A 14,391-nucleotide genomic window follows, 5' to 3' on the forward strand; every position below is an offset into this window, starting at 1 on the left:
CGCAACGGCCAGTGCTGACCTGGCGGAGTTCACCAAGCCGCTCAACGATGCGGTGGCGACGCTCGACGAGCTGACGGCATGGCTGCTGGATCGGGCGAAAAACAACCCGAATGAAATCGGCGCGGCGTCGGTCGAGTACCTGCAAGTATTTGGCTACGTGGCCTATGCCTACATGTGGGCATTGATGGCCAAGGCCGCCTTGGGCAAAGAAACGCAGGACGATTTCTACGCCAGTAAACTGGGCACCGCACGCTTCTATTTCGCCCGTTTGCTACCGCGTATTCACTCGCTGAGTGCGTCGGTGAAGGCGGGTAGCGAATCGCTGTTCCTGTTGGAGGCCGGGCAATTCTGAGTTTGTAACCTGATGTAAGCATTCTCTTACATGACGTGCTGCTGTTCTCCCATAGTCGTAAATTGGATCCACAGCTAATCTACTGCTTATGGACGTAGCGCAGGAAGCGCAAAGTAACAACACGGACACGTAGGATTCTGCCAGGACGGCGGAGTGAAATGGATGTCAGGGAAACAGTCTGCAAAGCCCCGCTTCGGCGGGGTTTTCTTTTGCCTCGAGAAAAGTGTTCAGCTCAGGCCGTCCAGTGCCGGCGGGCTGTTCAAGCGTTCATCCGGCCGATTGATCACCTCCTCCAGCAACGTGCGCAGCAAGGCCAGCGAGGCCTGTTGCCGTTGCACATCGCGACAAACCAACCCGACTTTCAGCGGCACCCGCGGCTCGCTCAGGGGTTTCCACAACAATTGCTGGTTGCCGTGGGTCTTCTGCGAGCGTCCGGGCAGTACCGTCGCCAGTCGCGTGTGCGGCAGGCTGTCGAGTATGCCGGCCATGTTGTTCAGCTCGGCCTGCACTTGCGGACGCCGTCCCAGGCTGGCCATTTGCGCCTGCCAGATCTGCCGTATCTGAAACTCTTCGCCCAGCAGCAACATCGGCAGTTCGGCAGCCTGGCTCATGGAGACTTTCTTGAATTCGCGCAATGGATGGTCTGCCGGGATGACCAGCGTCAGTTCGTCTTCGTACAACAGCACTCCGTGCAGACCCGGCTGACGAGGCGGCAAGTAGCCGATGCCGATGTCCAGCGAACCATTGAGCAAGCGTCGCTCGATTTCCAGTCCCGTCAGTTCATAGATCTGCACCACCAGATGAGGCTGCGCCTTGCGCACCCGTTCGAGCATTTGTGGCACCAGGCTGGTGTGCACGGTTTGCAGTACGCCAATGGCCAGGGTGCGCAGCGCATGCCCCTTGAAGTTGCCCAGTGCTTCACGTGCCCGTTGCAGGCCATCGAGCAAGGGCAGGGCATGGTTATAGAGCGTATGGGCCGCAAGGGTCGGCAATAGGCGTTTGCTGCTGCGTTCGAACAGGCTCACATCCAGGGTTTGTTCAAGGTGGCGGATCTGCTGAGACAGCGCCGGCTGTGAAATGGACAGGCGCTCGGCAGCCCGGCCCACATGGCCCTCTTCGTAGACCGCGACGAAATAACGCAGTTGCTTGAAATCCATAAGTAATTCTTATCGAAAATGCTGGGAAATCGAAATGGCTCATCGCCTTGCGGGAGCCTAGTCTAACCGCATTCACACGGCTTACAGGGCCCCGGAACGCGATGAACTCCCTTCGCTTCGATGACGTTTGCATAGGTAACGCAAAAAACCTTCTGCGAGGGTTGCGCCCATGAATCTGTTCAGCCTGCGTCGACATGCGCCCAGTCTCGATGATTTGCTGCAGGACAGCGTCTCTGCCCCAAACGCAGACAACCTTTGCAGCGAGTACTTGATGCCCAGTGTCGATCGACCCCAACAGGTATTTGCCCGCGGCCAGGGTTCCTGGTTGTGGGACAGCGATGACCGTGCGTACCTGGATTTCTCCCAGGGCGGCGGTGCCAATAGCCTTGGTCACAGCCCCAAGGCACTGGTCAGCGCCATTACTGCGCAGGCGCAAGCGTTGATCAATCCCGGTTTCGCCCTGCATAACCGCGGCATGCTCAAGCTCGCCGAGCGCCTGTGTGCCGTCACCGGCAGCGACCAGGCCTACCTGCTCAACAGCGGCAGCGAGGCCTGTGAGGCGGCGATCAAGCTGGCGCGCAAATGGGGTCAACGGCACCGCGGCGGGGCTTCGCGGATTATCGTGGCCGATCAGGCTTGCCATGGTCGTAGCCTGGGGACGATTTCGGCGTCGGACAGTTCGACCCTGGTCAACCGCTTCGAGCCGCAGCTACCGGGCTTCAGTCGCGTCCCATTCAATGATCTTGCGGCGCTGAATGCGGCGGTGGATGAACGGACCGTGGCGATCATGCTCGAGCCGATCCAGAGTGAAGCCGGGGTGATTGCGGCCACCGCGCATTACCTCAAGGGGGTGGAGCGCCTGTGTCGCGAGTTGGGCATCCTGCTGATCTTCGACGAGGTGCAAACCGGTGTCGGTCGCTGTGGCAGCATGCTGGCTGAACAGTCCTTCGGTGTGCGGGCCGATATCGTCGTGCTCGGCAAAGGGCTTGGCGGTGGCGTACCGGTGGCGGCGCTGCTGGCGCGGGGCAAGGCCTGCTGCCTGGAAACCGGCGAAATGAGCGGTACCCATCATGGCAACGCACTGCTGACTGCAGCCGGCCTGGCGGTGCTCGATAGCGTGCAGGACAAAGGCTTTCTCGAGCATGTCGGGGAAATGGCTCAGCACCTGCGCGAAGGCCTCCAGCGTTTGTCCCATCGTTACGGACATGGCGAATTACGCGGACAAGGGTTGCTCTGGGGGCTGACGCTTTCCGACGACTCGGCAGACGCCGTGGTCAAGGCCGCGTTGTACGAAGGGCTGCTTATCGACGCGCCGCAAGCCGATTGCCTGCGATTTACCCCGGCGCTGACGGTCAGCAAGTCCAATATCGATGAAATGCTGCTGCGCCTGGCCCGTGCCTTCTCCCGCGTGCGCACCGCACAGCTGCAATGCCGTAAAGGGATTGCCGTCTGAACGGACGCTTGCTGCACGAATTCCCGAACCGTCTCGCGGTATAACGCACGCCCCACGCCTGATTCTTTTGGCGTGGGGCGTTTTTTTATGGCGGTTGCATCGTTCAGAAACATGGCCTGGGTACATTGGCCTGAACCGTCGGGCTGAACCCTGACCAACGGTACGGGTCGATAGGGTATGGGCTCGCGTGAGCCCACTTCAATCAGGAGCTATGTCCATGGACTTTATCCGCATCATCATCGCCATTCTGTTGCCACCACTGGGTGTATTTCTGCAAGTGGGGTTCGGCGGCGCGTTCTGGCTGAATATTCTGCTGACGCTGTGCGGTTACATTCCCGGGATCGTGCATGCGGTGTACATCATCGCCAAGCGGTGAGGCGTTTTTCCCTGTGTGGCGCTCTCAATTTGTGAGCGCCATCACCCGCCGATAGAACAACCATTCCTGCTCGAGCGCATGCGCCTGGTTGCCGGCTTTGCGAAAACCGTGACGTTCGTCCGCGTAGTAATGGGCCTCGACCAGGATACCGTTGTTCTGCAGGGCCTCGACCATGTCGCGGGTTTGCTGCGGTACTACCACGGCATCCAGCTCACCTTGAAAGAAGATCACCGGCACGCGAATGTTGCTGGCATGCAATAACGGCGTGCGTGCGGCGTAGCGTTCGGCATCCTGTTGTGGATCACCGATCAGCCAGTCCAGGTAGTCACCCTCGAATTTGTGCGTCGCCCGTCCCAGCGCCACTGGGTCGCTGACCCCATAAAGACTGGCACCGGCACGAAACACCTGGTGGAACGCCAACGCGCACAGCGCCGTATAGCCACCGGCGCTGCCACCGCGAATGAAAGCTCGCTGGCCATCGATCAAACCACGTTCGGCGAGATGGCTGACCACCGCGCAAGCGTCTTCGACATCGACTTCGCCCCAGCGCAAATGCAGGGCCTGGCGATAGTCCCGGCCGTATCCGCTGCTGCCGCGATAGTTGAGATCGGCCACGGCAAAACCTCGTTGCGCCCAGTACTGGATGCGCGGATCGAGCATCGGGTAGCACGCCGAGGTTGGGCCGCCGTGGATGAACACCACCAATGGCGGCTTGGCGTCGCCGTTCATCGCCGGGTAGAAGAAACCGTGGGCTTCACCCGAACCGCTTGGGTAGTGCAGCGTTTGCGGACGACTGATTTGCCCGGCGGGCAGCGGTGCCACACCGCCGGCGAGGACTTTTACTTGGTGGCTCTGGCGATCGATGGCGATCACCGCCGCTGAGCTGACGGGGGACGCAGCAATGCAGTAGATGAACTGATCATCGACGGCAAGATGGCGGAAGCGGCTGTAATCGCCGGTAAAGTCTTTGCACGAAGTACCGCAAAGCCCCAATCGGCCAAAACCGCCTTCCGTCCAGCTGGCCAGATAAGTACCTTCGCTTAGCGGTAACCAGGTACAACCGCCCAGTTGCCAGGGGGCGGGGCCGTGGTCGGCGGCGGTGCCGGGCAATGGTGCCAGGCCATCGGCCGATTCCATCCAGGGCTGCCAGAAACCACCGCGATCGGTCAGGCAGAACAAGCGACTGTCAGCATCGAAACGAGGTTGTTGCAGCGATTCCTGCGTCTGGTCGCCGGCCACGCAGCAAGGGGCAGCGAAGCCGCCATCGGCCTGGCGTCGGGCGACCATCAAACGGGTCGCGGTCCAGGGTTGATCCGGGCGACTCCACTCAATCCAGGCCAGTCGTTGCGCATCGGGACTCAAGGTCGGTGCGGCGTAAAAGTCCGCGCCTTCGGCCAACAAATGCCGGGCGCCATCCACCAGATCGATCGCCACCAGGCGGTGTTCATTGCGATTTTCCTCTACCGCCAGTACCTGGCCATTGGCGAACTGCAGATCACCGTATCGACACACACCTGACGTCAGCACCTCTGGCGTCTCGCCTTGCAGTGATTGGCGATAAAGTTGCTGATCCGCCTCATTGACGAACACCACGCCGTCGTCGGTCAGGCAAAACGCGCCACCGCCATATTCATACACTCGACTGCGGACACTGAACGGGGGTGGCGTCAGGCAGTTGGCGACACCATCACGCCAGTGCCAGATCCGACACGCGGCATCCTCCGGGCGGTATTCGTTCCAGAACAAACCATGGGCGCCGACCTGCAGCTCGGCAAAATCGATGCCGGCCGCGACGGCGTTGGCGGCGCTGAAGGGTTCAGCTTTTGGCGATGAGGCGTGAGTTTCGTTCATTGCGAAAGGCCAGTTGTTCAATGGTCTGGGTCGCGTGCTCGGCCTCTTCGCGGGCCTTGAGGATCACGCCGTGATGAGGCGACTTGCTGCACACCGGGTCGGCGTTGCGCGCATCCCCCGTGAGCATGAAGGCCTGGCAGCGACAGCCGCCGAAGTCCTTTTCTTTCTCGTCGCAGGAGCGGCATGGCTCGGGCATCCAGTCGTAACCGCGAAAGCGGTTGAAGCCGAACGAGTCGTACCAGATGTGCTGCATGCTGTGGTCGCGCACGTTGGGAAACTGCACCGGCAGCTGTCGGGCGCCATGACAGGGCAGGGCGGTGCCGTCCGGTGTGACCGTCAGGAAGATACTGCCCCAGCCGTTCATGCAGGCTTTCGGGCGTTCTTCGTAGTAGTCCGGGGTGACGAAAATCAACTTGCACGGATGCCCTTCGGCTTCCAGTTTGGCGCGGTATTCGTTGGTGATGCGTTCGGCGCGCACCAGTTGCTCCCGGGTCGGCAGCAGCCCCACCCGGTTGAGTTGCGCCCAGCCGTAGAACTGGCAGGTGGCGAGTTCGACGAAGTCGGCCTCCAGGGCAATGCACAGCTCGATGATGCGGTCGATCTTGTCGATGTTGTGCCGATGGGTGACGAAGTTCAGCACCATCGGATAGCCGTGGGCTTTCACGGCGCGGGCCATTTCCAGCTTTTGCGCGAAGGCTTTTTTCGAGCCCGCCAGCAGGTTGTTCACCTGCTCGTCGCTGGCCTGGAAACTGATCTGGATGTGATCGAGACCGGCCTTTTTGAAATCGCTGATTTTCTGCTCGGTCAGGCCGATGCCGGAGGTGATCAGGTTGGTGTAGAACCCCAGCTGGCGCGCTTCGGCAATCAGCTCGGCGAGGTCCTGGCGCACCAACGGCTCACCCCCGGAAAAGCCCAGCTGCGCCGCGCCCATCTCGCGGGCCTCGCGGAACACCTTGACCCACTGCTCGGTACTGAGCTCCTGGCCTTGTTCGGCAAAATCCAGCGGATTGGAGCAGTACGGGCATTGCAGCGGGCAGCGATAAGTCAGTTCGGCCAGCAACCAAAGGGGCAGGCCGATCTCGGGCTTGGGCGGTACTTGCCTCGACGAATCAGGCAAGTTCGATCCAGTGCTGCGCACGGGCAACCTCCATGAATTGCTCGATGTCGTCAGCGAGCTCAGGCACGCCAGGGAACTGCTGGTCGAGCTCGTTGATGATCGCGGCGACATCACGCTCGCCATCGATCAGGCCGCCGATCAGCGCGGCGCTTTCATTGAGTTTAATCATGCCTTCCGGGTACAGCAGCACGTGGCCTTTCTGTGCCGGTTCGTACTGGAAACGGTAGCCAGGACGCCATGACGGGGTCTTTCTGCGATCGAAACTCATAGGGTGATTCCTTTGTGCCAGACCCGTTCACTCGTCACCGTATGGTAGGGCGGGCGGTTCAACTCATAGGCCATGCTCATGGCATCGAGCATGCTCCAAAGAATGTCCAGTTTGAACTGGAGAATTTCCAGCATGCGCTCCTGGCCTTCCCGCGTCGTGTAGTGCTCGAGGGTGATGGCCAGGCCGTGCTCGACATCGCGCCGCGCCTGGCCCAGGCGGGTGCGGAAATACGCGTAGCCGGCGGGGTCGATCCACGGGTAGTGCTGCGGCCAGCTGTCCAGGCGCGATTGGTGGATCTGCGGGGCGAACAGCTCGGTCAGCGAGCTGCTGGCCGCTTCCTGCCAACGGGCGCGACGGGCGAAGTTGACGTAGGCGTCGACGGCAAAACGCACGCCGGGCAGCACCAGTTCCTGGGAGCGCAATTGCTCCGGGTCGAGACCGACGGCCTGGCCCAGGCGCAGCCAGGCTTCGATACCGCCGTCTTCGCCGGGGGCGCCGTCATGGTCGAGCAGGCGTTGAATCCATTCGCGCCGGACCTCGCGGTCGGGGCAATTGGCCAGGATGGCCGCGTCCTTCAGGGGGATGTTCACCTGATAGTAAAAGCGGTTGGCGACCCAGCCCTGGATCTGCTCGCGGGTGGCCCGGCCTTCGTACATCGCCACGTGGTAGGGGTGGTGGATGTGGTAGTAGGCGCCCTTGGCGCGCAGGGCGGCTTCGAATTCGGCGGGGGACATGGGGGTGTCGGTCATTGCGGTTCTCCAACGAACAGCCGTAGAAATGAGGCGTTATTACCGGCCCCTTCGCGAGCAGGCTCGCTCCCACAGTAGATCGCCTTCCCCCTGTGGGAGCGAGCCTGCTCGCGAAGGGGCCATCGGTTACAACACAATACTCATGCCGTCATAAGCCACTTCAACCTGGCGCCGTTCCAACTCCGCCCGCTGCGGCGAATCTTCGTCGAGAATCGGGTTGGTGTTGTTGATGTGAATAAGCACCTTGCGCTGTTTGGGCAGTTGCTCCAGCACTTCAAGCATGCCGCCAGGGCCGTTCTGCGCCAGGTGGCCCATCTCACGGCCGGTGCGGGTGCCGACACCACGGCGCTGCATTTCGTCGTCGTCCCACAGCGTGCCGTCCACCAACAGGCAATCACTGGCGGCCATGATTTCCAGCAGCGGCGCATCGACCTTGCCCAGCCCTGGTGCATAGAACAGCTTGCCACCGGTATTGAGGTCTTCAACGATCAGGCCGATGTTGTCGCCCGGATGCGGGTCGAAGCGATGCGGCGAGTAGGGCGGCGCGGCGCTGCGCAGTGGCAGCGGGGTGAAGCGCAGGTTCGGGCAGGCCGGGATGCTGAAGCTCTGGTCGAGTTCGATGCGGTTCCAGCTCAGGCCGCCGTTCCAGTGGGTCAGCATGTTGAACAGCGGGAATCCGGTACTCAAATCCTCATGGACCATGTCGGTGCACCAGACCTGGTGCGGGCAACCTTCGCGCAGCATGAGCAGACCGGTGGTGTGGTCGATCTGGCTGTCCATAAGGATGATCGAGCTGATCCCGGTATCGCGCAGTGCGCGCCCCGGTTGCATGGGCGCGAAGCTCTGGAGCTGGGCACGGATGTCCGGGGAGGTATTGCACAGCACCCAATTCACGCCGTTATCGGAAATCGCGATGGACGATTGGGTGCGTGCCTTGGCCCGCAGGCTACCCTTGCGAAAACCTGCGCAGTTTTCGCAATTGCAGTTCCACTGGGGAAAACCGCCGCCGGCGGCGGAACCTAGGATCTGGACGAACATGGATGCTCCATCATTTCAACGCTGAAAATAAAACGCCTCGGGATAAACCGAGGCGTTGAACTGCATTTCTGCCAAGACAGAGATTAGCGGCTGGCGAAGTACATGGTGACTTCAAAGCCGATACGCAGGTCGGTGTAAGCTGGTTTGGTCCACGACATGGGGCGTTCCTTCAATTGATGGGAGTAACGGCATCTATACATATAGCCCACCTCCAGCGGGAGATGTTCAGATAGTTAGGTAGCTATGTTACTCAAAATTTCAGAATGATTGGCTGCGAATGTTCGAAAAAGTTAATTGCAGCCCCGGTAATGATCACTTTGCCTCTTGCCAAGGCGGGCCAGGGCAAGGCCTGCTGGACAAGCAGCGCGCACCGCCTTCTACCTGAATCAGACGTTGGGCTGCCGCTATTAGCATAGGTCGATCAATCTTGAGAATTTCATGCGGCAACTGGCTCAAATAATCAGACGAACGGCTAGCTAATTTGCCCTGCCAGAGCAACTCGGCTGCTTGGGCAAGGGGAAGCGCGGCCTTGTCGAATTGTTCGGCCAAGGCCCGGCGCAAGACCATGAAGTTGGCGTCATCGATATCTCGAATCAGTCCCGGCAGCTCGTTCAAGAACAGTTGGATGTGTTGCAGCAAATCCAACGGCAGGACACCCGGCGATTGCACACCGAACAACAGCCCGGTTTGCCCGTGAATCTGGCGCAGGGCACTGAACACTGCGTAGCCAAGTTGCAATTGCACTCGCAGCCGTTGGTAGAACGGTGTCTGGCAGACCTGCGCAAGCAAGCGCCAGGCAGCTTCGTGGGTTATATCGTCGATTGCAGCCGGGCAGAACAGCAGTAATGCGTGCTCGCTGGAGCCAGTTTCGACGTGGGCCCACAGATGTTTCGCGGGGATCGCTGGGGGTGGCGGCAGTTGGCTGTCCGCAGTGCCAGGGATGCGACTCAAGGCGAGGCCCATTGCCGCTTGGGTCTGAGCGCCAAGGCCTATTGCCAGGCCATCCCATCGGGCGCCTGACCAGAGTTGCTGCAAATCTTGCGATTCGGCAACGGATTCAAGGCACTGATCGGGCAGCACCTTGAGTAGCTGTCGAATTGGCATTGGCGCAACGCTCGCGGGAAGTTCTCGTAAGCAATCTGCATCAGGTTTTGTCAATTCTTTCAGCGCATGCTCAAGGATGATGGGCATAGGCTCCTGCAGGCCCACCATTTTCAGCAGCCATTCATTGCCCGATTTGCCAAAGGAAAAATCCACACCTGCCTGGCGAGCGTCTTCGCGCAACGGCTGAAGACGACTTTCCAGATTCGCTTGCAGGTGGCTGCCTGGTGTAAAGACCAGGCGCCAACGCAAATACACAGCGCCCTCAGCGGTGTTATCCGGTAATGCCTGGCTGAATTGCATCGGCGAACGCTCGCGGCGGCTGCGCGAGCGATCTTGGGCAAAAGTGCGCAGGCCACGGTGGGCGCTGGTTTGGCCACGAATCAGGCCGGCGTTGGGCGCGGGCGCTTCTGCTTGCAAAAACGGGTTTGGCGCTGGCAGTTGCCATTGGCCGCTGAAGTTATCCTCAGCACCCATTTGTTTCAGTATGTCCTTGAGGGCGATAACGCCGGGTTCGGACAATGCAGCTTCACGTTGCTCGCTGTCCTGTCGGGCCAGCTGCAGGGCTGTACTGACCTGCTGCTGGCGTTGGAGCAGGGTGGTGTATTCGTCACGCAACCCACTCCAGTCTTGTTGTGCGAAAAAACTCAACCAATCCGTGAGTTGTTCACGAATTCCGACTGCAGTCGCGTTATCGGATAAAGTGAATTCGATGTGCAACAAGGCTTGTCCGGCGTACTGATACAACGGCTCAGCCTTGAGTTGGTCGGCGATGCCTCGCTCACGCAATGCGGCTAACAAGCCACCAGGTTTCGTAGCGTTCAGCCAATGGCAGAGAAACGCCAGTGCCAGTGGAGATGCGTCAGGCAGTGCTTCGAGGGCAAACATCAGGTCTAGCCGTCGTTCACCGGCCTGTTGATAACTATTGCCCCCAGCTTCCATTAATCGAGGAGGCTCTTGTTGCCTGATAGGGTGGCCGTCAGGAATTGCATCTGCAAATGCCTGGGCAAGCGCCTTCAGCTCTTGCAGGGATTGCGGGCCGACAAGACTCAGCGTCATCTGTCCGGCCTGATAAAACCGCTGATGGAAATCCTTCAATGCCTGCTGAAATTCGGGACGTGGCACTGGCAGGCTGTCACGGTTTCCGGCATGAAACCCCCTTAGCGGATGAGCTTCGCAAAGCCCGCCGAATAGCGCAAATTGCTGTTGGGCCGCCGCATTCTGCGACCAGGCAACAAATTCCGCATGCAGAACTTCCCGTTCTCGCTGTTGTTCGTCCGGATTCATACGCGGATGGGCGAGCATGTCTGACAGACGGTCCAACCCGTTGTTAAACGCCTGAGGCGCTAATTCGAAAAAGTAGTCGGTGGTGCGCTCGCTGGTCCGCGCATTGACCTGGCCGGCATGACCCAGGACGTAGGCCATCAGCCCTTGGTCCGCAGGAAAGCGCTCGGTCCCCAGAAACAGCAAATGCTCAAGAAAGTGCGCGAGACCGGGCCAGGCCAGGGGCGCATCATGGCTCCCGGCAGCGACACGTAACACCGCGGCGGCGCGCTTCAAATCAGGCACGTGACGCAGTGTCACCCGCAGACCATTGGCCAGGGTTTCAGTGTAGAGACGAGGGGGATTCGGCGCAGGCATGGGCACTTCCAGAACAGTGGAGTGCCAATGCTAGCGGATTAGCGCTTGTTCAGCGCGCCGTATAGTTCTGGGCGGCGATCGAGCAAATAGCGATTGGCGGCGCGCGACTCGACCATCAACTGACGATCCAGCTCACCGACAATCAGTGCTTCATCGAGACCGGCCTGGGCGATGCGGCTGCCATCCGGCGCGGCGATGCTGCTTTGGCCACAGTACTGGATATCGCCTTCGTGCCCGCAATAGTTGGCATAAGCCACGTAGCACTGATTCTCGTAGGCCCGGGCACGTACGGTGACATCGGCGATGAAGTCGAACGGGGTCATGTTGGCGGTCGGTACCAGGATCAGTTCGGCGCCAGCCAAGGCCAGGCGCCGGGTGTTTTCCGGAAACTCGAGGTCGTAGCAGATCAGGAACCCGAGCTTCCAGCCGTTGAGTTCCACGATCGGGAAATCGTCCGTGCCGGCGCTGAACATCGAACGGTCGAGGTCACCGAACAGGTGCGTCTTGCGGTAATTGCACAGACGCTCGCCATTGGCGTCGATCAATTGCACGGCGTTGTAGATCTGTCCGTCCCCGGTGCGTTCGGGATAGCCATACAAAATGGCGATCCCGGTGGTCTTGGCAATGCGCGCAATCTGTTGCGCCGATTCACCGTTGTACACTTCCGCCAACACACTGACGGCATCGACGCCGATGTTGTAGCCGGTCAGGAACATCTCCGGCAGTACCAGCAGGTCGGCGCCCTTTGCTTCCAGTGCCAGCTGATGCAGGCGCTGAAGGTTGCCGGCGACATCCAGGGGCAACGGTGGACATTGGTAAAGGGCTACGCGCATTTCGGATTCCTCTTACTCGGGCAGGGCGATCGGACCGATCTCGTTGAACACATCTCCTGGACCCGGATTCTCGGCGTGAGTTGCACCGCCGAAGTGTTTCATGATGCCCCATACGGCATTGAGCGAGGTTTGCACCGCGCCTTCGACCCAGGCCGGCGTCCACGAAACATCGTCGCCGGCGATGAAAATCCCGCGTTGTTCGGCCGGCATGTCGTCCTGCATGAAGTGCGCGTACATGCGCTGGTTGTAGCGGTAATGGCCGGGCAGCGCACCCTTGAAGGCTCCGAGGAAATGCGGGTCGGCTTCCCAGGACACGGTGATCGGATCGCCGATGATTCGCGCGGCGATGTCGACTTTCGGGTAGATCTTTTTCAACGCATCCAACGCCAGTTTCACGCGTTTTTCCACCGGGTGAGGGAGCATTTTCAAGGCGTCGCTCATCCAGGAATACGACAGGCATATCACCCCGGGCTTGTCGTCGCCGTTATCGAACAGGTAGGTGCCGCGGGTCAGGCGATCGGTGAGGGTCATGCTCATCAGGTCGCGTCCGGTTTCCGGGTCTTTATCCTTCCAGAACGGGCGATCGACCATCACGAAGGTTTTCGACGACTGCATGTAGCGGGTGCGGTCCAGGGCCATCCACATCTTCTGCGAAAACAGGGTTTCATCGCATTCGATCTGGGTGGTCAAAAGCCAGCTCTGGCAGGTGGTCAGCACCGCCGCGTATTCGCGGGTATCGCCGTTGTTGTCGGTGACCGCAAAGCGGCCGTCCGGCGCATGGGCGATTTTCTTCACGCCGGAACGTGGCGCACCGCTGTGCAATGACTTGAGGCTGGTGCCCTGCGGCCAGTGTACGCAGCGTTCCGGGACATGGCGCCAGATGCCCTGTGGCACTTGTTCCACGCCACCGACCACCAGATGCTGGTGATCGTCGCAGTTGGTCATCACCACGCGGAAGATTTCCAGCATCGAGTTGGGGAAGTCCGAGTCCCAGCCACCGGTACCGAAACCGACCTGGCCGAACACTTCGCGGTGATGGAACGACAGTTTGGCGAAGGCTTTGGAGGTGGCAACGAAATCGTAGAAAGTGCGGTCGTCCCACAGCGGTACGAGGGTGTTCCACAACGCCTTGAGGCGCGGTACGTCGCGGTCGCGGATAGCCTGCTGGATATCTGAGAACTGCGAGCCCGCTTCCAGGGCGTCGGCCCAGGCGTCGGCGACTTCCTGGAACAGTGCAGGAAGATCCGCCAGTTTCTGTGCGTAATGGGTCTTGCCTTCCAGATCGATGACAGTACTGCCTGAGGCTGGTGTCAGCGGGTTGGGGAAGGGTTTGGTTTCAAGGTTCAGCTTGTCGACGTAGTGATAGAAGGCCGTGGATGACACTGGAAAACGCATGCCGCCCAGTTCCGCGACGATGCCGTCGGTGCCATTGAACGCTTGGGAGCGCAGGCGGCCACCCAGCTTCGAGGCCTCATAAACCACCGGCTTGAGACCGAGCTTCATCAGTTCATACGCGGCTACCAGCCCGGCAATACCGGCACCGACGATCGCCACTTCGGCACCGTGATGGTGCTCGGGAATGCTGCCTAGGCCAGCCGGGTGTTCGATCCAGTCGTCGAAGGCGAAAGGAAAGTCCGGACCGAAAATGGTGACTGGTTTTTTACCGTCTGCAGGATGGCGATTGTTCTTGTTCATGGCTGACCTTGCTGTCGACCCGACGCGGAGTGCGCATCTGAGTATAGGAAAAGATGCCAGCCATTCTAGAGAGCGTAGAACACGTTAATAAGACGCAATGTGTCGTCGTTTTGCCAATTAATTGATCAATATGACGATAGCTCTGTGCATACTGTCCACAATCGCTCCCACATTGGATAGTTTTCAAACCGGCTGCCCCCGATCGATCTTGCTGCTCAAGATGATCGACGTCGTGGTCTTCTCCACCCCATCGACACTGCCAATCTGATCCAGCAGTTGGTCCAGTTGCTCTGGCGAATCGCTGCGCAACCAGGCGACATAATCAAATTCGCCACTTACCGCACACAGTTGCTGCACCTGGCCCATCGCACTCAAGCGCCGCAACACTTCCTTGCCGGAGCGAGGTTGTACGGTAATCCCCACATACGCCTGCAACCCGCCGTCCACCACGCGCTGGCCGAGCCGTACGCCATAACCGGTAATCACCTTGGCCTTTTCCAGGCGCGCCAGGCGCGAGGTAACGGTGGTCCGGGCGATGCCCAGTTGCCGGGCGAGCATGGCCACGCTTTCACGGGCGTTGATCTGCAGGGCCGCAATCAACTGACGGTCGATCTCGTCAAGAACGGGCGGGCGGATGTCAGGCAAGGGCGGTCTCCGGCGGCATGGAATCAATGTCCAGGCATGTTACAGGCACATCCCCCGCAGCGCTCGCGCCGGATATCTGGACTAGCCTCAATACCGTTCATGACATTTGTGCCTG

Annotated in this window: 14 protein-coding genes; 3 read left to right on the forward strand and 11 right to left on the reverse strand. The window is 60.0% G+C overall.

The genetic code is table 11. The annotated features are described in order from the left end of the window. A partial coding sequence (locus tag QLG10_RS11160) for an acyl-CoA dehydrogenase C-terminal domain-containing protein (RefSeq protein WP_282487337.1) occupies positions 1-352 on the forward strand: 352 nt, incomplete at its 5' end. A 227-nt stretch (positions 353-579) separates the two neighbouring features. Here QLG10_RS11160 and QLG10_RS11165 read toward each other — a convergent pair. Further along, positions 580-1,509: a LysR family transcriptional regulator gene (locus tag QLG10_RS11165; RefSeq protein WP_020796023.1), complete on the reverse strand. Its 930-nt coding sequence runs from the start codon at positions 1,507-1,509 to the stop codon at positions 580-582. Positions 1,510-1,678: 169 nt separating this feature from the next. On the opposite strand from QLG10_RS11165, the gene QLG10_RS11170 reads away from it, so the two are divergent. Both QLG10_RS11170 and QLG10_RS11175 read left to right on the forward strand, forming a co-directional pair. After that, complete coding sequence (locus QLG10_RS11170) at positions 1,679-2,962, forward strand: aspartate aminotransferase family protein (RefSeq protein ID WP_282487338.1); 1,284 nt, start codon at positions 1,679-1,681, stop codon at positions 2,960-2,962. A 217-nt stretch (positions 2,963-3,179) separates the two neighbouring features. Continuing rightward, positions 3,180-3,338 (forward strand): YqaE/Pmp3 family membrane protein, encoded by a 159-nt coding sequence (locus QLG10_RS11175; protein ID WP_003228885.1) that lies wholly within the window; start codon positions 3,180-3,182, stop codon positions 3,336-3,338. 24 nt (positions 3,339-3,362) lie between these two features. Here the strand turns inward: QLG10_RS11175 and QLG10_RS11180 are convergent, their stop codons facing one another. From QLG10_RS11180 to QLG10_RS11225, 10 genes are all read right to left on the reverse strand, one after another. Beyond that, positions 3,363-5,189, reverse strand: coding sequence for a S9 family peptidase (locus tag QLG10_RS11180; protein ID WP_110750507.1), 1,827 nt, complete (start codon positions 5,187-5,189; stop codon positions 3,363-3,365). Further along, a complete protein-coding gene (gene pqqE, locus QLG10_RS11185) occupies positions 5,155-6,327 on the reverse strand; it encodes a pyrroloquinoline quinone biosynthesis protein PqqE (protein WP_282487339.1) in 1,173 nt (390 codons plus the stop codon). Before pqqE ends, QLG10_RS11180 begins: the two co-directional genes overlap by 35 nt. Beyond that, positions 6,299-6,574 (reverse strand): pyrroloquinoline quinone biosynthesis peptide chaperone PqqD, encoded by a 276-nt coding sequence (gene pqqD, locus QLG10_RS11190; RefSeq protein WP_282487340.1) that lies wholly within the window; start codon positions 6,572-6,574, stop codon positions 6,299-6,301. The genes pqqE and pqqD overlap by 29 nt, the downstream gene beginning before the upstream one ends. Continuing rightward, positions 6,571-7,323: a pyrroloquinoline-quinone synthase PqqC gene (gene pqqC, locus QLG10_RS11195; RefSeq protein WP_110755350.1), complete on the reverse strand. Its 753-nt coding sequence runs from the start codon at positions 7,321-7,323 to the stop codon at positions 6,571-6,573. Before pqqC ends, pqqD begins: the two co-directional genes overlap by 4 nt. Before the next feature lie 126 nt (positions 7,324-7,449). Further along, the gene (gene pqqB / locus QLG10_RS11200) at positions 7,450-8,361 is read right to left on the reverse strand and encodes a pyrroloquinoline quinone biosynthesis protein PqqB (RefSeq protein ID WP_110754766.1); all 912 of its coding nucleotides are present in this window, start codon (positions 8,359-8,361) and stop codon (positions 7,450-7,452) included. Positions 8,362-8,444: 83 nt separating this feature from the next. Next, positions 8,445-8,519, reverse strand: a complete 75-nt coding sequence (gene pqqA, locus QLG10_RS11205) for a pyrroloquinoline quinone precursor peptide PqqA (protein ID WP_003422658.1) — start codon at positions 8,517-8,519, stop codon at positions 8,445-8,447. Positions 8,520-8,673: 154 nt separating this feature from the next. Then, positions 8,674-11,103, reverse strand: a complete 2,430-nt coding sequence (pqqF, locus tag QLG10_RS11210) for a pyrroloquinoline quinone biosynthesis protein PqqF (RefSeq protein WP_282487341.1) — start codon at positions 11,101-11,103, stop codon at positions 8,674-8,676. 38 nt (positions 11,104-11,141) lie between these two features. Then, on the reverse strand, positions 11,142-11,936 hold the full coding sequence (locus QLG10_RS11215) for a carbon-nitrogen hydrolase family protein (protein ID WP_188265117.1): 795 nt from the start codon (positions 11,934-11,936) through the stop codon (positions 11,142-11,144). A 12-nt stretch (positions 11,937-11,948) separates the two neighbouring features. After that, complete coding sequence (locus QLG10_RS11220; protein WP_110754773.1) at positions 11,949-13,631, reverse strand: NAD(P)/FAD-dependent oxidoreductase; 1,683 nt, start codon at positions 13,629-13,631, stop codon at positions 11,949-11,951. Between the two features lie 183 nt (positions 13,632-13,814). Continuing rightward, positions 13,815-14,276: an Lrp/AsnC family transcriptional regulator gene (locus tag QLG10_RS11225; protein ID WP_110754775.1), complete on the reverse strand. Its 462-nt coding sequence runs from the start codon at positions 14,274-14,276 to the stop codon at positions 13,815-13,817. Positions 14,277-14,391: the final 115 nt, after the last annotated feature.

Source organism: Pseudomonas sp. V98_8 (genome assembly GCF_029967975.1).
Lineage (GTDB): Bacteria > Pseudomonadota > Gammaproteobacteria > Pseudomonadales > Pseudomonadaceae > Aquipseudomonas > Aquipseudomonas umsongensis.